The sequence below is a fragment of the Aquipseudomonas ullengensis genome (assembly GCF_014174475.1).
Lineage (GTDB): Bacteria > Pseudomonadota > Gammaproteobacteria > Pseudomonadales > Pseudomonadaceae > Aquipseudomonas > Aquipseudomonas ullengensis.
The window spans coordinates 1,010,675-1,027,804 of the sequence record NZ_JACJUD010000001.1; the positions used below are offsets into that span (position 1 = coordinate 1,010,675).

Annotated in this window: 15 protein-coding genes and 1 pseudogene; 4 read left to right on the forward strand and 12 right to left on the reverse strand. The window is 60.3% G+C overall.

Annotation, left to right across the window (positions count from 1 at the left end; translation table 11 throughout):
- Positions 1-21: 21 nt before the first annotated feature.
- The 12 genes from atpE to rpmH all read right to left on the reverse strand — a co-directional run bounded on the left by atpE (position 22) and on the right by rpmH (position 10,484).
- Entirely contained in the window at positions 22-279 is a 258-nt protein-coding gene (gene atpE / locus H3H51_RS04525; RefSeq protein ID WP_003457994.1) for a F0F1 ATP synthase subunit C, read from the reverse strand.
- 88 nt (positions 280-367) lie between these two features.
- The gene (gene atpB / locus H3H51_RS04530) at positions 368-1,237 is read right to left on the reverse strand and encodes a F0F1 ATP synthase subunit A (RefSeq protein ID WP_183087811.1); all 870 of its coding nucleotides are present in this window, start codon (positions 1,235-1,237) and stop codon (positions 368-370) included.
- A gap of 16 nt (positions 1,238-1,253) precedes the next feature.
- Positions 1,254-1,661, reverse strand: a complete 408-nt coding sequence (locus H3H51_RS04535) for a F0F1 ATP synthase subunit I (RefSeq protein ID WP_183087812.1) — start codon at positions 1,659-1,661, stop codon at positions 1,254-1,256.
- Between the two features lie 166 nt (positions 1,662-1,827).
- Positions 1,828-2,700 (reverse strand): ParB/RepB/Spo0J family partition protein, encoded by an 873-nt coding sequence (locus H3H51_RS04540; protein ID WP_183087813.1) that lies wholly within the window; start codon positions 2,698-2,700, stop codon positions 1,828-1,830.
- Positions 2,701-2,708: 8 nt separating this feature from the next.
- Complete coding sequence (locus tag H3H51_RS04545; RefSeq protein ID WP_183087814.1) at positions 2,709-3,497, reverse strand: ParA family protein; 789 nt, start codon at positions 3,495-3,497, stop codon at positions 2,709-2,711.
- Positions 3,498-3,510: 13 nt separating this feature from the next.
- Positions 3,511-4,158 (reverse strand): 16S rRNA (guanine(527)-N(7))-methyltransferase RsmG, encoded by a 648-nt coding sequence (rsmG, locus tag H3H51_RS04550; RefSeq protein ID WP_183087815.1) that lies wholly within the window; start codon positions 4,156-4,158, stop codon positions 3,511-3,513.
- Positions 4,158-6,050, reverse strand: a complete 1,893-nt coding sequence (gene mnmG, locus H3H51_RS04555; RefSeq protein WP_183087816.1) for a tRNA uridine-5-carboxymethylaminomethyl(34) synthesis enzyme MnmG — start codon at positions 6,048-6,050, stop codon at positions 4,158-4,160. Before mnmG ends, rsmG begins: the two co-directional genes overlap by 1 nt.
- Positions 6,051-6,527: 477 nt before the next feature.
- Positions 6,528-7,895: a tRNA uridine-5-carboxymethylaminomethyl(34) synthesis GTPase MnmE gene (gene mnmE, locus H3H51_RS04560; protein ID WP_183087817.1), complete on the reverse strand. Its 1,368-nt coding sequence runs from the start codon at positions 7,893-7,895 to the stop codon at positions 6,528-6,530.
- 73 nt (positions 7,896-7,968) lie between these two features.
- On the reverse strand, positions 7,969-9,699 hold the full coding sequence (gene yidC / locus H3H51_RS04565; protein WP_183087818.1) for a membrane protein insertase YidC: 1,731 nt from the start codon (positions 9,697-9,699) through the stop codon (positions 7,969-7,971).
- A 3-nt stretch (positions 9,700-9,702) separates the two neighbouring features.
- On the reverse strand, positions 9,703-9,939 hold the full coding sequence (gene yidD, locus H3H51_RS04570; RefSeq protein ID WP_183087819.1) for a membrane protein insertion efficiency factor YidD: 237 nt from the start codon (positions 9,937-9,939) through the stop codon (positions 9,703-9,705).
- Positions 9,932-10,336: a ribonuclease P protein component gene (gene rnpA, locus H3H51_RS04575; protein ID WP_328803624.1), complete on the reverse strand. Its 405-nt coding sequence runs from the start codon at positions 10,334-10,336 to the stop codon at positions 9,932-9,934. The genes yidD and rnpA overlap by 8 nt, the downstream gene beginning before the upstream one ends.
- 13 nt (positions 10,337-10,349) lie before the next feature.
- Complete coding sequence (gene rpmH / locus H3H51_RS04580; protein ID WP_002551315.1) at positions 10,350-10,484, reverse strand: 50S ribosomal protein L34; 135 nt, start codon at positions 10,482-10,484, stop codon at positions 10,350-10,352.
- A 525-nt stretch (positions 10,485-11,009) separates the two neighbouring features.
- Between rpmH and dnaA the strand changes: the two genes are divergently transcribed.
- The 4 genes and pseudogenes from dnaA to gyrB all read left to right on the forward strand — a co-directional run bounded on the left by dnaA (position 11,010) and on the right by gyrB (position 17,118).
- Complete coding sequence (dnaA, locus tag H3H51_RS04585; protein WP_183087821.1) at positions 11,010-12,449, forward strand: chromosomal replication initiator protein DnaA; 1,440 nt, start codon at positions 11,010-11,012, stop codon at positions 12,447-12,449.
- A 31-nt stretch (positions 12,450-12,480) separates the two neighbouring features.
- Positions 12,481-13,584 (forward strand): DNA polymerase III subunit beta, encoded by a 1,104-nt coding sequence (gene dnaN / locus H3H51_RS04590; protein ID WP_183087822.1) that lies wholly within the window; start codon positions 12,481-12,483, stop codon positions 13,582-13,584.
- Positions 13,585-13,591: 7 nt separating this feature from the next.
- Positions 13,592-14,693 (forward strand): annotated as a pseudogene (recF, locus tag H3H51_RS04595) (DNA replication/repair protein RecF).
- A 4-nt stretch (positions 14,694-14,697) separates the two neighbouring features.
- A complete protein-coding gene (gyrB, locus tag H3H51_RS04600) occupies positions 14,698-17,118 on the forward strand; it encodes a DNA topoisomerase (ATP-hydrolyzing) subunit B (protein WP_183087824.1) in 2,421 nt (806 codons plus the stop codon).
- The last annotated feature ends 12 nt before the right edge of the window (positions 17,119-17,130 follow it).

Sequence of the window (17,130 nt, forward strand, 5' to 3'; positions counted from 1 at the left end):
CCAAATTCTCAACAGCGAGAATTACTGGGCTACTTGAGCAATGAACGGGTTAGCGAAGGTGAAGAACAGAGCGATACCAACACCGATCATGGTCACGGCGTCCAGCAGACCGGCGACGATGAACATTTTGACCTGCAGCATCGGAACCATTTCCGGCTGACGCGCAGCGCCTTCCAGGAATTTGCCGCCCAGCAGGCCGAAACCAATGGCAGTACCCAGGGCGCCCAGGCCGATCAGCAGGGCAACAGCAATCGCGGTGAGACCAACTACAGTTTCCATTTTTCCTCCCGACTTTTACGTCGTATTTGTTTAAAGGTTTAAGTGAAGCGGTAAAGCGGTTTTCGTTACCTAAAGAGGCAGATGCCTCTTAGTGGTTGTCTTCGTGCGCCATCGACAGGTAGACGATGGTCAACATCATGAAGATGAAGGCCTGCAGGGTGATGATCAGGATGTGGAACACAGCCCACGCCCAGTTCAGCGCAACACCCAGGGTGCTGAGCAGGAACATGCCACTGCCGAACATCACGGCAATCAGGATGAAGATCAGTTCGCCGGCGTACATGTTGCCGAACAGTCGCAGGGCCAGGGAAATCGGCTTGGCGATCAGGGTCACGAACTCGAGCAGGAAGTTCACCGGAATCAGCAGGATCTGCACGGCGATGTTCTTGCTACCGAAAGGATGCAGGGTCAGCTCACCGAGGAAACCGCCGATGCCCTTGACCTTGATGCTGTAGAAAATGATCAGGCCGAAGACTGCCAGGGCCATGCCCAGGGTGGCGTTCGGGTCAGTGGTCGGAACCACGCGGAAGAACAGGTGATCGTTGCCGGTAATGGCAGCAGCGGCCATCGGCAGGAAGTCGACCGGCACCAGGTCCATCAGGTTCATCAGGAAGATCCAGACGAAGATGGTCAGGGCCAGCGGCGCGATCAGGTTGTTGCGGCCGTGGAAGGTGTCCTTGACGCTGCCGTCAACGAACTCGATCAGGACTTCGACGAAGTTCTGCAGGCCACCCGGTTGGCCGCTGGTGGCGCGCTTGGCGGCCGAGCGGAACAGCAGGATGAAGATCAGGCCGAGAAAGACGGACCAGCCCAGGGTATCCACGTGGAATGCCCAAAAGCCCATTGCCTTTGCTTCAGCTGCGGTGTGGGCGAAGCCCCAGTCGCCGCCTGGCAGTTGCCCGAAAGTCAGGTTCTGCAGGTGGTGCTGGATATAGCCCGAAGCGGTTTGTTCTGCCATGTTTGCCTCAAACGCTCTAAGGTCTCGAAAGTCTTGTTCTCATCAGCAGCGGTGCGAACCAGTTGACCAGTTGGGTCAGTAGGAAAACACCGAACAGTGCCAGTGCCTCCAGAGGTTTCACCCCTGCAAACGCCAGCGTGAATAACGCTGCCGTCAGAATCAGTTTGCCCGCCTCGCCGGCATAAAAAGACCGGACGATGCTCTGGGCAGCCCGCGCCCCGCTGAAACGGAACGCCTTGTGGGCGAAATACAGGTTGGGCAGCCAGGCAATCAGCCCCCCACAGAGTCCCGAGTAACCGCTTACCGGGCCGCGCCATCCGTACAGGGTGACAGCAGCCAGCAGTACCACGATCAGTTGGGCCAGCAGTACCGGAAATACCGGTAAACGATGGAAGGGCAGGCGGTTCTGCGTGCGGGCATCCATCACTACTGTTCCTCTGGCGTCGGCCGCCTTAAATCAATAACTTGGCATAGTTTGTGCCGACAAAATGCGCGCAGAGTATAGGGGGCGTTCCAGCCCCATTCAACAGCGCGGTAGTGAATTCCGACCGCCGCTACAGCACCAAAGATGTGCAATTGTTTCCGGGGTTTTAGCGGATATGCGCCAAAACGCCCTGCAACTCGTCCAGCGAGCTGTAGCGGATGACCAGTTGGCCCTTGCCCTTCTGACCATGCTTGATCTGCACGGGAGCCCCTAGCTTCTCGGCCAGGCGCTGTTCGAGGCGACTGATGTCCGGGTCGGACTTGACCGCTGCGACCGGTTTTTCCTTGCTGCTCAGCCACTGGCGAACCAGGGCTTCGGTCTGCCGTACGGTGAGGCCGCGTGCGACAACATGTCGCGCACCTTCGACCTGCTGTTCCGCCGGCAAACCGAGCAGGGCACGTGCATGGCCCATTTCCAGATCACCATGGGAAAGCAGGGTCTTGATCTCTTCCGGCAGGGCGATCAGGCGCAGCAGGTTGGTGATGGTTGCACGCGACTTGCCCACCGCGTCGGCGACCTGCTGCTGGGTCAGTTCGAACTCTTGCTGCAGTCGCTGCAGGGCGACGGCTTCCTCGATCGGGTTGAGGTCTTCGCGCTGGATGTTCTCGATCAGTGCCATGGCGATGGCGGCTTCGTCCGGCACTTCGCGGACCATGGCCGGGATCTTCTCCAGACCGGCCTGCTGGCTGGCACGCCAACGGCGCTCACCGGCAATGATCTCGAAACGACCTCCACCGATAGGGCGAACCACGATCGGCTGCATCACGCCCTGGGCCTTGATCGAGTTGGCCAGCTCTTCGAGCGCACCCGGATCCATGTCACGGCGCGGCTGGTATTTGCCACGCTGCACCAGGTCGAGCGGCAGATGCTGCAGCTCACGGGTATCAGCCTGTACTGCTTCGTTTTCCAGGGCTGCGGCGGAGGTACCACCCAGCAGGGCGTCCAGCCCGCGGCCGAGTCCGCGTTTCTTGATAGCCATGGGATTCCTTATGCAGTAGCGGTTTTGGCGTTGTTGCGCTGGCGGCGCACCAGTTCGCCGGCGAGCGCCAGGTAGGCGATAGCGCCACGGGATTGCTTGTCGTAGACCAGCGCCGGCATACCGAAGCTGGGCGCCTCGGCGAGACGCACGTTGCGTGGGATGACCACGTCATACAGCTTGTCACCGAAGTGGGCCTTGAGCTGTTCAGTGACATCGTTGGTCAGGCTGATGCGCGGGTCGTACATGGTACGCAGCAGGCCTTCGATCTTCAGGTTCGGGTTGAGCAACTCGCTGATGCGCTGGATGCTGTTGACCAGGTCGCTCAAGCCTTCCAGGGCGTAGTACTCGCACTGCATGGGGATGATCACGCCATCGGCGGCAACCAGGGCGTTGACCGTGAGCATGGACAGCGCCGGCGGACAGTCGATGAGGATGTAGTCGTAGTTCTCGCGGATCGGCGCCAGGGCATAGCGCAGGCGACTCTCCTTCATCTTCATTTCCAGCAGGGCAACTTCCGCGGCAGTCAGGTCGCGGTTGGCCGGCAGCAACTGGTAACCGCCATGCTCGGAGAACTGCATGGCTTCGCCGACCGTGCTTTCGCCGATCAGCACGTCATAGATCGAATGCTCCAGCGCCTGCTTATCCACACCGCTACCCATGGTGGCGTTGCCCTGTGGATCAAGATCGATCAGCAGCACACGACGCTTGGTCGCGACCAGCGAGGCAGCCAGGTTGATGCAGGTGGTCGTCTTGCCCACCCCGCCTTTCTGATTGGCGATTGCGAATACCTTGGCCATCTTGTGCTTTCCCCTAGACCGAGCGACGCAGTATCAACAGATGGCGTTGGCCTTGGCAACCGGGAACCTTGAGCACGTGCGTGCTTTCCAGGCGGAAGTCGGCCGGCAGGGCCTGCAGCTCGTCGTCCGGGTGCACGCCTTTCATCGCCAGCCACTGCGTACTGCCGTCTCCCAGATGCCGGGTCCAGTTGCTGAAGTCCTCCAACGAGCTGAACGCCCGCGAGCAGATACCAGCAAACGGCTGCTCGGGACGGAACTCCTCGACCCGGCTGTGGATAACTTCCAGGTTGGCCAGTTTCAGCTCCAGCTTCACCTGGGTGAGGAAGCGGGTCTTCTTGCCATTGGAGTCGAGCAGGCTGAACTGCCGCTCGGGGAACAGGATCGCCAGGGGAATCCCCGGCATCCCACCGCCGCTCCCAACATCCAGCCAGCTGGCGCCGCGCTCAGCGACGAAGGGCACCACGCTGAGGCTGTCGAGCAGATGGCGCGAGACCATCTCATCCGGGTTGCGCACCGCGGTCAGGTTGTAAGCCTTGTTCCACTTGATCAGCAGCGCCAGGTAGGCCAGCAGCAGCTCCTGCTGCTGAGCGGACAGTTCGACGCCGAGCGCCAGCGCGCCTTGCGCGAGTTCGTCGGCATGGCGTTGGGTGACGACAGACATCAGGCGCTTTGCTCCAGCTGACGGCCAGCGCCGCGTTTCTTCAAATGGATCAGCAACAGGGAAATCGCGGCTGGGGTGACACCGGGGATGCGCGACGCCTGGCCGAGGGTTTCCGGACGGGTGTTGCCGAGCTTGCCCTGGATTTCCTTGGACAGCCCGGAAATCCCGGCGTAGTCGATATCGGCCGGCAGCTTGGTGTCTTCGCTGGCACGCAGGCGTTCGATTTCTTCCTGCTGGCGATCGATGTAGCCGGCGTACTTGGTCTTGATCTCGATCTGCTCGGCGACTTGCGGGTCGCTGGCACCGGTGCCCGTCAGTTCGATCAGGCTGGCGTAGTCGATTTCCGGACGACTGAGCAGGTTGAGCAGGTTGTACTCGTGAGCCAGCGGCGTACCGAAGCGCTCGACGATGGCATCGCCCTGCGGAGTGCCTGGGCGTACCCAGGTGCTCTTCAAGCGCTGCTCTTCCTGGATGATGCCTTCGCGCTTGGCTTCGAAAGCGGCCCAGCGCACGTCATCGACCAGGCCCAGCTCGCGGCCTTTCTCGGTCAGGCGCAGGTCGGCGTTGTCTTCGCGCAGGATCAGCCGGTATTCGGCGCGCGAAGTGAACATGCGGTACGGCTCCTGGGTGCCCAGGGTAATCAGGTCGTCGACCAGCACACCGATGTAGGCCTCGTCGCGACGCGGACACCAGCTGTCCTTGCCCTGTGCGCGCAGGGCAGCGTTGGCGCCGGCCAGCAGGCCCTGGGCGCCGGCTTCTTCGTAGCCGGTGGTGCCGTTGATCTGCCCGGCGAAGAACAGGCCGCCGATGACTTTGGTTTCCAGGCTGTATTTCAGGTCGCGCGGATCGAAGTAGTCGTACTCGATGGCGTAGCCGGGACGCACGATGTGGGCGTTCTCCATGCCACGGATGGAGCGCACGATCTGCAGCTGCACATCGAACGGCAACGAGGTGGAGATGCCGTTGGGGTACAGCTCATGGGTGGTCAGGCCTTCCGGCTCGATGAACACCTGGTGGCTGTCCTTGTCGGCGAAACGATGAATCTTGTCTTCGATCGACGGGCAGTAACGCGGACCGATGCCCTCGATCACGCCCGAGTACATCGGCGAACGATCCAGGTTGCTGGCAATGATCTCGTGGGTACGCGCGTTGGTGTGGGTCATCCAGCAGCTGACTTGCTGCGGGTGTTGCTCCTTGCTGCCAAGGAAAGACATCACCGGGATCGGCGTATCGCCCGGTTGCTCGGTCATCAGCGAGAAGTCCACCGAGCGACCGTCGATGCGCGGCGGGGTCCCGGTTTTCAGACGACCGACGCGCAGCGGCAGTTCGCGCAGGCGCTGGGCCAAGGCGATCGAGGGCGGATCGCCGGCACGCCCACCGGAATAGTTCTGCAAACCGATGTGGATAAGTCCGCCGAGGAAAGTGCCGGTGGTCAGCACCACGGAATCGGCGAAGAAGCGCAGGCCCATCTGGGTGACCACGCCTTTGACTTCAGCCTGCTCGACGATCAGGTCGTCAGCGGCCTGCTGGAATATCCACAGGTTGGGCTGGTTTTCCAGAATTTCGCGGATCGCTGCCTTGTACAGCACACGGTCGGCCTGGGCGCGGGTAGCGCGCACGGCTGGGCCCTTGCGGCTGTTGAGCACACGGAACTGGATGCCCCCTTTGTCCGTGGCAATCGCCATCGCGCCGCCGAGGGCATCGATTTCCTTGACCAGGTGGCTCTTGCCGATCCCGCCGATGGCCGGGTTGCAGCTCATCTGGCCGAGGGTTTCCACGTTATGGGTCAGTAGCAGGGTCTTCACGCCCATGCGTGCGGCTGCCAGAGCAGCTTCGGTACCGGCATGACCGCCGCCGATCACGATCACGTCAAAACGAGAAGGGAAATCCACCACGCACCTCGTGCCTGTAGAGAAAGGGAGGCTTTTGCTTTGAAAAGCGAGACAGCCGGCAAGTATAGGGAGTTAGACCGGGTGAATGAAGCCTTCTGCACAAAAAATAGCCAGTCGGTAAAGCTTCAGGTTTATAGAGAATAAAAGAATGAATTTTTATAAAGCCTTATTTTTATGTTTATGTATGGTGAAGCCACTTTCTGTGGATAAAGCTCTACAGCCCATTGATAGCAATCTGTACAGCGAATGATAACCCTGTGCTGATCCTGGCACTTTCCACTGGGCAACCTGCCCATTAGCTGTGGATGGAATGGCTAGTTATGCACAGGCGATTTTATCTTCAGTTTTCAAGCCCAGTTATAGACCGGGCTTAGGCATGGTTTTCCACAGGGCTCAGGTTGGGGTTTTACGGCCATTGGATAACTATCAGGCAGGGCGAATCAGCCTGGAGTCAGGCAGGCGGATGAGCAAAGCGGGTTATTTGCCGATGCAGAAGCTGGAGAAGATCCGTCCGAGCAGGTCGTCCGAACTGAAAGCACCGGTTATCTCGCCCAGTGCTTGTTGAGCCTGGCGCAGATCCTCGGCCAGCAACTCGCCAGCACCGGCCAGGGTTAGCTGGGCACGGCCGTGCTCGAGGTGATTGGATGCCAGGCGCAGAGCTTCTAGGTGGCGACGACGAGCGCTGAAACTGTTCTCGGCGGTCTGTTGATAACCCATGCAGGCCTTGAGGTGTTCGCGCAGCAAGTCCAAGCCTTCGCTGGATTTGGCCGACAGCGCGAGGGTGACGTGGCCATCCTCGCAGGTGTCCAGGCTGACCGTTTCACCCGACAGGTCAGCCTTGTTGCGGATCAGGGTGACCCGTGTCGGATCGGGGCGCTGGTCGAGGAATTCCGGCCACAGGGCGAAGGGATCAGCGGCTTCCGGGGCGGTGGAGTCGACCACCAGCAATACTCGATCAGCCTCGCCAATCGCCTTGAGCGCGCGTTCCACGCCAATCTTCTCGACCTGGTCATCGGTGTCGCGCAGGCCAGCGGTGTCCACCACGTGCAGTGGCATGCCGTCGATGTGGATATGTTCGCGCAGCACATCGCGGGTGGTGCCGGCGATCTCGGTGACGATGGCGGCTTCGCGTCCCGCCAGGGCATTGAGCAGGCTGGATTTGCCAGCATTGGGCCGGCCGGCGATGACCACGGTCATGCCATCACGGAGCAGGGCGCCCTGGCCCGCTTCGCGTTGCACTGTGGATAAGTTTTCGCGCACGCCATCCAGCAGGCCGAGCACATGGCCGTCGGCGAGGAAGTCGATTTCTTCCTCGGGGAAGTCGATCGCCGCTTCGACATAGATGCGCAGCTCAATCAGTTTCTCGGTCAGACCATGCACGCGTCGGGAGAACTCGCCCTGCAGCGAGCGCAGGGCATTACGCGCGGCTTGTGCGGAGCTGGCTTCGATGAGGTCGGCAATCGCCTCGGCCTGGGCCAGGTCGAGTTTGTCGTTGAGAAAGGCACGCTCACTGAACTCCCCTGGGCGTGCCTGACGCGCGCCAAGCTGCAGGCAGCGCTGCAGGAGCATGTCGAGCACCACCGGGCCGCCATGGCCTTGCAGCTCCAGCACATCCTCGCCGGTGAAGGAGTGTGGTCCAGGGAAGTACAGCAACAGGCCCTGGTCGATCACCTCGCCATCGTTGTCGTGCCAGGGGCCGTAATGGGCATGCCGTGGCTTGGCTTCGAAGCCGCTGAGGGTGATGCCGATGGCTTTTGCCCGTGGCCCGGACACCCGCACGATACCGACACCCCCACGGCCCTGGGCAGTGGCGACGGCAGCGATGGTTTCACGGGCAGCGGTCATGGCGGTTCTCACGAAGGTAAATGGCAGATAGCAAAACGCCCCACGAGGGGGCGTTTTGTCCAGCGGCTGAGGGTCAGGCTTTCGCCGTCGCAGCCTCGATCTTGCGGGTAATGTACCACTGCTGGGCGATCGACAGGCAGTTGTTGACCACCCAGTACAGCACCAGACCAGCAGGGAACCAGAGGAAGAAGAAGGTGAAGATGATCGGCATCATCTTCATCACCTTGGCCTGCATCGGATCCGGCGGCGTCGGGTTGAGACGCTGCTGGATGAACATGGTGGCACCCATGATGATCGGCAGGAGGAAGAACGGATCCTTGATCGACAGGTCGGTGATCCACAGCAGCCACGGGGCCTGGCGCATTTCCACGCTTTCCAGGAGGGTCCAGTAGAGCGCCAGGAATACCGGCATCTGCACCAGGATCGGCAAGCAGCCACCGAGCGGGTTGATCTTCTCCTTCTTGTACAGCTCCATCATCGCCTGGGACATCTTCTGGCGATCGTCGCCATGCTGTTCTTTCAGCGCGGCCAGCTTCGGCGATACCGCACGCATGCGTGCCATCGACTTGTAGCTGGCGGCGGACAGCGGGAAGAAGGCCAGTTTGATGATGATGGTCAGGACGATGATCGACCAGCCCCAGTTGCCGAGGAGGCTGTGGATATGTTCCAGCAGCCAGAAGATCGGCTGGGCGATGAACCACAGGATGCCGTAGTCGACGGTCAGTTCCAGACCTGGGGAGAGTTCGCCGAGGTACTTCTGGATTTTCGGACCGGCATACAGGGTGGCGCTGGTTTCGGCTTTGGCGCCGGCGGCAACGCTGAGGGTCGGGCCGGTGAAACCGACGATGTAGTTACCCTGGGCGTCTTTGCGGGTCTGGATGATGTTGCTGTCGTTCTTGCCTGGAATCCACGCGGTCACGAAGTAATGCTGCAACCAGGCAACCCAGCCGCCCTGAACGGTTTCTTTCAGCGGCTGCTTGTCGATGTCCTTCATCGACACCTTGTTGTACGACTTGGTCGGGGTCCAGATGGCTGCGCCGAGGTAGGTGGCGGTGCCGGTCGCAGTGGTCGACGACGGGTCGCTGCTGCTGTCGCGCTTGAGCTGAGCGAACATGTTGCCGCTCCAGCTTGCGCCGCTCTGGTTGTCGATCAGGTAGCTGATATCAACCTTGTACGACGACGGGTCGACGCAGCCGGGTTTCTTCAGCGACTGTTGCTTGGCCGTGCACTGGGCATTCAGGCCGCGCTTGAAGCTGTAGCGCTTGATGAAGTTGACGCCGGCTTCGTTGTATTTCAGGTCGACGACCAGAGTGTCCTGACCGTCAGCCAGCTGGTAGCTCTTCTGCTCGCTGCTCCACAGCGCACGACCGCTGGATTTGTCCGGCGCGTTACTGCCCATCAGGCCGCTCTGGGCCAGGTACAGGCGCTCGCCGCCATTGTCGAACAGCTGGAACGGTACATCCGGACGATCCTGGCGACGCGGGTACGCCGACAGGTTCAGTTGCACGATATCGCCGCCACGCGGATCGATGGCCAGATCGAGGACATCGGTCTTCACGCGAATCAGCTCGTCGCTGACGGGCGCACTGGCAGGTGGCTGGTTGGACGCTTCGACTGCGCTCGGCAGGTCGCTGCTGGCAGCCGTAGTCGAGGTGGCGTCAGGCAGCGACAGGGACGGGTTACCGGCAACAGTTGCGGTCTGAGCCGGCAAGGCTGCCTGGCCATAGTCCTGGTTCCACTGCAACACCATCAGGTAAGACACGATGGCCAGGGCGACGAGCAGGATCGAGCGTTGGATATCCATGGATTACTCGGTCATCGAAGGAGAAGAAGGAGGTGGAACCGGGTCATAACCACCGGGGTTCCAGGGATGGCAGCGGCTGAGGCGGCGAATGCCAAGCCAGCTACCACGCAGGAAGCCATGGGTTTCAATGGCTTCCTGCGTGTAGCAGGAACAGCTGGGATAGAAGCGACAGTGATTAGCCATCAAAGGGCTGATGGCGTAGCGGTAGAACTGGATCGAAAGGATGGCCAGTTTACGCATGGGGACTATCGCTTACCCCTGGTTCGGTCTGCGGTTCAGGGGCTGGTCGCTGGCGAGCCAGGCGTTTCCACAATTTGCCGAACTGCTCATGCAGTTCCGGGTTGTGCAGATCGCCCAAGCCCTTGCGCGCCACCACGACAATGTCCAAACCGCCCAACAGCTCCTGATTGAGTCGGAACGAATCCCGAATCAGGCGCTTCAGACGGTTACGCTCGACAGAAAGCTTGACGCTTTTCTTACCGATCACCAAACCCAGGCGGGGATGGTTCAGATCGTTTTCACGAGCCAGGAGCAGGACGTTCTTGCCGGGGGCTTTGCCGCTGGGAGAGTCGAAAACCGCTTTGAAGTGCCGGGGAGTCAGCAAACGCTTTTCCCGACAGAAGTCTCGACTCACCACCTGTTCCGGTTTATCAGACGGCCAGGCGCTTGCGGCCTTTGGCACGACGACGGGACAGGACGGCACGACCGTTTTTGGTGGCCATGCGAGCGCGGAAACCGTGAGTGCGAGCGCGCTTGATAGTGCTGGGTTGGAAAGTGCGTTTCATGGTGCGTTACCTGGGTGGTCCACTACGGGCCGGAATGGCCCCCGTTTAAAGAGACCGGCGATTCTAGTGAAAGCCGAGCCTCAGGTCAATTTCCAACCACGCTTGATTGAGTAAAGAAAGATAAAAGGAAAGAAATGCTTAAAAGACTAGAACTGGTAATAACTCTTACTGAGCTGCTTTTCTGTGGGTAAGTGGCTGCAGTCCTAGTCATCCTAAGCTTCTGGCGTTTGCAAAGGTTGTCGGTAAGCCGTGCTGGGACTGTGTGTCGCCTGGGGGTGAGCTGTGGATTAAACCACGACTTACCCACAGTGGGATTTTTCACCCGCTTGTCCACCGGGTTTTCCAGAGCCCTTGGTTACCGTTATCCACAGCTTTCATTAGCGCATGCGGGAACCTTAGGAACACTAGTAAATCCTTGATTTTACTTGGCTGCAGTCGCTTATACGTGTGGATAACTCGGTTTGGCGGGGCTACAATGCAGGCTGATTTTTTGCCTCGCGAACCGTAGCGACCTAGGGGATGTAAGTGTCCGTTGAACTTTGGCAGCAGTGTGTTGAGCTGCTACGCGACGAGTTGCCCGCACAACAATTCAATACCTGGATCCGTCCGCTGCAGGTGGAAGCCGAGGGTGATGAGCTGCGGGTCTATGCACCGAACCGCTTTGTCCTCGACTGGGTCAACGAGAAGTACATGGTACGCCTGCTCGAGCTTCTAGCTGAGCGGGCCACTGGTCTGGCGCCCGGGTTGTCACTCTTGATTGGCAGCAAACGCAGCGCTGCGGCGCGAGTAGCCGCTCCGGCCCCAACTGTGAGTGCTCCCAGTGCCCCGGCTGCCCCAGCGCCACTGCACGTCGAAGCAGCGGCCGACTCGCTGATGAATCAGGCTCCTGCTGTAGCAACACGACCTACCGAGCGCTCGGTTCAGGTCGAGGGTGCGTTGAAGCACACCAGCTACCTCAACCGCACTTTCACCTTCGAGAACTTCGTCGAGGGTAAATCCAACCAGATGGCCCGCGCGGCCGCCTGGCAGGTAGCCGACAACCTCAAGCACGGTTACAACCCCCTCTTTCTTTATGGCGGCGTCGGTCTCGGCAAAACCCACCTGATGCACGCGGTGGGTAACCACCTGCTGAAAAAGAATCCGAATGCCAAGGTGGTTTACCTGCATTCCGAGCGTTTCGTCGCTGATATGGTCAAGGCGTTGCAGCTCAATGCGATCAACGAGTTCAAGCGCTTCTACCGTTCGGTCGACGCGCTGCTGATCGACGATATCCAGTTCTTCGCCAAGAAGGAGCGTTCCCAGGAGGAGTTCTTCCACACCTTCAACGCCCTGCTCGAAGGCGGCCAGCAGGTGATCCTCACCAGCGATCGCTACCCGAAGGAAATCGAAGGCCTGGAAGAACGCTTGAAGTCGCGCTTCGGTTGGGGCCTGACCGTCGCGGTCGAGCCGCCTGAGCTGGAGACCCGCGTGGCCATCCTGATGAAGAAGGCCGAGCAGACCAAGGTTGATCTGCCGCATGACGCCGCCTTCTTTATTGCCCAGCGCATTCGCTCCAACGTGCGCGAACTGGAAGGCGCGCTGAAACGGGTGATCGCCCACTCGCACTTCACCAACCAGCCGATCACCATCGAGCTGATTCGTGAATCGCTGAAGGATCTGCTGGCCCTGCAGGACAAGCTGGTCAGCGTCGACAATATCCAGCGCACCGTGGCCGAGTACTACAAGATCAAGATTTCCGATCTGCTGTCCAAGCGCCGCTCGCGTTCGGTCGCCCGACCACGCCAGGTGGCCATGGCCTTGTCGAAAGAATTGACCAACCACAGCCTGCCGGAAATCGGCGATGCATTTGGCGGAAGAGACCACACCACAGTTCTGCACGCCTGTCGTAAGATTGCGGAACTGCGGGAATCCGACGCGGATATCCGCGAGGACTACAAGAACCTGCTGCGCACCCTGACTACCTGACACGCAGCCTCATTAGGCAAGGGACTAGACCATGCATTTCACCATTCAACGCGAAGCCCTGTTGAAACCCCTGCAACTGGTCGCCGGCGTCGTCGAACGCCGTCAGACCTTGCCGGTACTCTCCAACGTGCTGCTGGTGGTCGAAGGCCAACAGCTGTCGTTGACCGGTACCGATCTGGAAGTCGAACTGGTTGGCCGCGTAGCGCTCGAAGACAGCGCCGAGCCGGGTGAGATCACCGTACCGGCACGCAAGCTGATGGACATCTGCAAGAGCCTGCCGAATGACGCGCTGATCGATATCCGCGTCGATGAGCAGAAGCTGGTGGTCAAGGCCGGGCGCAGCCGTTTCACCCTGTCGACCCTGCCAGCCAATGACTTCCCCACCGTGGAAGAAGGCCCGGGTTCGCTGACCTTCTCGCTGATCCAGAGCAAGCTGCGCCGTCTGATCGAGCGCACCAGTTTCGCCATGGCCCAGCAAGACGTGCGCTACTACCTCAACGGCATGCTGATCGAAGTACAGACCGGCGTCCTGCGCGCCGTAGCCACCGACGGTCACCGCCTGGCCATGTGCGCCATGGAAGCGGCCATCGAAAACACCGAGAAGCACCAGGTCATCGTGCCGCGCAAAGGTATTCTCGAGCTGGCTCGCCTGCTCACCGAACAGGACGGCGAAGTCGCCATCGTCCTTGGCCAGCATCATATCCGCGCCACCACTGGCGAGTTCACCTTCACCTCCAAGCTGGTCGACGGCAAGTTCCCGGATTACGAGCGTGTGTTGCCGCGTGGTGGCGACAAGCTGGTGATTGGTGATCGTCAGGCCCTGCGTGAAGCCTTCAGCCGTACCTCGATTCTGTCCAACGAGAAGTACCGTGGCATTCGTCTGCAACTGGCCAGCGGTCAGCTGAAGATCCAGGCGAATAACCCGGAGCAGGAAGAAGCGGAAGAAGAAGTGGCAGTCGACTACAACGGCGGCTCGCTGGAGATCGGTTTCAACGTCAGCTACCTGCTCGACGTGCTGGGCGTTATGACCACCGAACAGGTGCGTCTGATCCTCTCCGATGCCAACAGCAGCGCCCTGGTGCAAGAAGCCGGCAACGACGATTCGTCTTACGTTGTCATGCCGATGCGCCTGTAACCCCTGAATGTCTCTCTCCCGCGTCACCGTCACCGCGGTGCGAAATCTGCACCCGGTGACGCTCTCCCCCTCTCCCCGCATCAACATCCTTCACGGCGCCAACGGCAGCGGCAAGACCAGCCTGTTGGAAGCCATCCACCTGCTCGGCCTCGCCCGCTCCTTTCGCAGCAACAAGCTACTGCCGATGATTCAGTACGAGCAACCGGCCTGTACCGTATTCGGTCAGGTTGAGCTGGCTGATGATCGCTCCAGTAATCTGGGTATTTCTCGTGACCGTCAGGGCGAGTTGCAGATTCGCATCGATGGGCAGAATGCGCGCAGCACGGCGCAGCTTGCCGAAGTGTTGCCGTTGCAGGTGATCAACCCGGACAGTTTCCGCCTACTCGAAGGGGCGCCGAAGATTCGTCGGCAGTTCCTCGATTGGGGAGTGTTCCACGTGGAACCACGTTTTTTGCCGGCCTGGCAGCGCCTGCAGAAGGCCCTGCGCCAGCGAAACTCGTGGCTGCGGCATGGTACACTGGACGGCGCTGTACAGGCCGCGTGGGACCGTGAGCTGTGCCTGGCCAGCGATGAGTTGGACGGTTATCGACGGGCCTATATCCAAGCCCTCAAACCGGTGTTCGAGCAGGTGCTGAGTGAGCTGGTGGAACTTGAGGGACTGACCTTGAGTTACTACCGCGGTTGGGACAAGGACAAGGCGCTGACCGATGTACTGGCCGCTACCCTGCCCCGCGACCAGCAGCTCGGACATACCCAGGCCGGACCGCAGCGCGCCGATTTACGCCTGCGCCTCGGCGCACATAATGCCGCAGAGATTCTGTCCCGCGGCCAGCAGAAGTTGGTGGTTTGCGCACTGCGTATTGCCCAGGGGCATCTGCTGAACCAGGCCAAACATGGCCAGTGCATTTATCTGGTAGACGACTTACCGTCGGAGCTGGATGAGCAACATCGACAGGCCTTGTGCCGACTGCTGGATGATTTGCAGTGTCAGGTGTTCATCACCTGTGTCGACCACGAATTACTGAATGATGGCTGGCGCACGGATACGCCGGTCGCCATGTTCCACGTGGAACATGGCTGTATCACCCAGACACGACCACCGGGAGTGAAGGCATGAGCGAAAACCAAACGTACGACTCCAACAGTATCAAGGTCCTCAAGGGACTGGATGCCGTACGCAAGCGACCAGGCATGTACATCGGCGACACCGATGACGGCAGCGGTCTGCACCACATGGTCTTCGAGGTGGTCGACAACTCGATCGACGAAGCGCTGGCCGGCCACTGCACTGACATCAGCATCACCATCCACCCGGATGAGTCGATCACCGTGCGCGACAACGGTCGCGGCATCCCGGTCGACATGCACAAAGAGGAAGGCGTCTCCGCCGCCGAGGTCATCATGACCGTGCTGCACGCCGGCGGTAAGTTCGACGACAACAGCTACAAGGTATCCGGCGGCCTGCACGGCGTGGGTGTCTCGGTGGTGAACGCGCTGTCGAAAGAACTGGTCCTGACCATTCGCCGCAGCGGCAAGGTCTGGGAACAGACCTACGTCCACGGCGTCCCACAGGCCCCGCTGGGCCCGGTTGGTGACAGCGATAGCACCGGCACGCAGATCCACTTCAAACCGTCGGAAGACACGTTCGCCAATATCCACTTCAGCTGGGACATCCTGGCCAAGCGCCTGCGCGAACTGTCCTTCCTCAACTCCGGTGTCGGCATCGTCCTCAAGGACGAGCGCAGCGGCAAGGAAGAGCTGTTCAAGTACGAGGGTGGCCTCAAGGCGTTCGTCGAATACCTGAACACCAACAAGACCGTGGTCAACCAGGTGTTCCACTTCAACATCCAGCGCGAGGAAGATGGCGTGGGTGTTGAAGTTGCTCTGCAGTGGAACGACAGCTTCAACGAGAACCTGTTGTGCTTCACCAACAACATTCCGCAGCGTGACGGCGGTACTCACCTGGCTGGTTTCCGCTCCGCTCTCACCCGCCACCTGAACAACTACATCGAGGCCGAAGGCCTGGCCAAGAAGCACAAGGTCGCGACCACCGGTGATGACGCCCGTGAAGGCCTGACCGCGATCATCTCGGTCAAGGTGCCGGATCCGAAGTTCAGCTCGCAGACCAAGGACAAACTGGTCTCCTCCGAGGTGAAAACCGCGGTGGAACAGGAAATGGGCAAGCACTTTGCCGACTTCCTGCTGGAGAACCCCAACGAAGCCAAGGCCGTGGTCGGCAAGATGATCGACGCCGCCCGTGCCCGTGAAGCGGCGCGCAAAGCGCGTGAAATGACCCGCCGCAAAGGCGCGCTGGATATCGCCGGCCTGCCCGGCAAGCTGGCCGACTGCCAGGAAAAAGACCCGGCGCTGTCTGAACTCTACATCGTGGAAGGGGACTCCGCGGGCGGTTCTGCGAAGCAGGGCCGTAACCGCAAGACCCAGGCGATCCTGCCGCTCAAGGGCAAGATTCTCAACGTTGAGCGCGCGCGTTTCGATCGCATGATTTCCTCCCAGGAAGTCGGCACGCTGATCACGGCACTCGGCTGTGGTATCGGTCGCGACGAGTACAACATCGACAAGCTGCGCTATCACAACATCATCATCATGACCGACGCCGACGTCGACGGTTCGCACATCCGTACCCTGCTGCTGACCTTCTTCTTCCGTCAGCTGCCGGAGCTGGTCGAGCGTGGCTACATCTATATCGCCCAACCGCCGCTGTACAAGGTGAAGAAGGGCAAGCAGGAGCAGTACATCAAGGACGACGAGGCCATGGATGAATACATGACCTCGTCCGCCCTCGACGACGCCAGCCTGCACGTCAACGAGAATGCCCCGGGCCTGTCCGGCGCGGCGCTGGAGAAGCTGGTCAACGAGTACCGCGCGGTGATGAAGACCCTCGGTCGCCTGTCCCGCGTCTACCCGCAGGACATCACCGAGCACTTCGTCTACCTGCCGCGCGTATCGGTCGAGCAGCTGGCCGACCAGGCTGCCATGCAGTCCTGGCTGGACGCTTTCCAGGCGCGCCTGAAAGGTGTCGAGAAGTCTGGACAGACCTACACCGCTAGCCTGCGTGAAGACAACGAGCGTCACCTGTGGCTGCCGGAAGTTGAAGTGATGGCCCACGGCCTGTCGAGCTACATCACCTTCAACCGCGACTTCTTCGCCAGCAACGACTACCGCACCGTGACTACCCTCGGCGAGCAGCTCAACAGCCTGCTGGAAGACGGTGCCTACGTGCAGCGTGGCGAGCGCAAGAAACCGGTCACTACCTTCAAGGAAGCATTGACCTGGCTGATGACCGAAAGCACCAAGCGTCACAGCATCCAGCGTTATAAAGGTCTGGGCGAGATGAACCCGGAGCAGCTGTGGGAAACCACCATGGACCCGAGCGTGCGGCGCATGCTCAAGGTGACGATCGAAGACGCCATCGCGGCGGATCAGATCTTCAACACCCTGATGGGCGATGCCGTGGAGCCGCGCCGCGACTTCATCGAAAGCAATGCCCTGGCGGTGTCCAACCTGGACTTCTAAGTTTTTCGCTAG

Bases quoted from the DNA above. Each gene is read 5' to 3' on its own strand.
- atpE (WP_003457994.1), bottom strand. From the start codon at position 279: ATGGAAACTGTAGTTGGTCTCACCGCGATTGCTGTTGCCCTGCTGATC.
- atpB (WP_183087811.1), bottom strand. From the start codon at position 1,237: ATGGCAGAACAAACCGCTTCGGGCTATATCCAGCACCACCTGCAGAAC.
- H3H51_RS04535 (WP_183087812.1), bottom strand. From the start codon at position 1,661: ATGGATGCCCGCACGCAGAACCGCCTGCCCTTCCATCGTTTACCGGTA.
- H3H51_RS04540 (WP_183087813.1), bottom strand. From the start codon at position 2,700: ATGGCTATCAAGAAACGCGGACTCGGCCGCGGGCTGGACGCCCTGCTG.
- H3H51_RS04545 (WP_183087814.1), bottom strand. From the start codon at position 3,497: ATGGCCAAGGTATTCGCAATCGCCAATCAGAAAGGCGGGGTGGGCAAG.
- rsmG (WP_183087815.1), bottom strand. From the start codon at position 4,158: ATGTCTGTCGTCACCCAACGCCATGCCGACGAACTCGCGCAAGGCGCG.
- mnmE (WP_183087817.1), bottom strand. From the start codon at position 7,895: ATGACCGCTGCCCGTGAAACCATCGCTGCCGTCGCCACTGCCCAGGGC.
- yidC (WP_183087818.1), bottom strand. From the start codon at position 9,699: ATGGATATCCAACGCTCGATCCTGCTCGTCGCCCTGGCCATCGTGTCT.
- yidD (WP_183087819.1), bottom strand. From the start codon at position 9,939: ATGCGTAAACTGGCCATCCTTTCGATCCAGTTCTACCGCTACGCCATC.
- rpmH (WP_002551315.1), bottom strand. From the start codon at position 10,484: ATGAAACGCACTTTCCAACCCAGCACTATCAAGCGCGCTCGCACTCAC.
- dnaN (WP_183087822.1), top strand. From the start codon at position 12,481: ATGCATTTCACCATTCAACGCGAAGCCCTGTTGAAACCCCTGCAACTG.
- gyrB (WP_183087824.1), top strand. From the start codon at position 14,698: ATGAGCGAAAACCAAACGTACGACTCCAACAGTATCAAGGTCCTCAAG.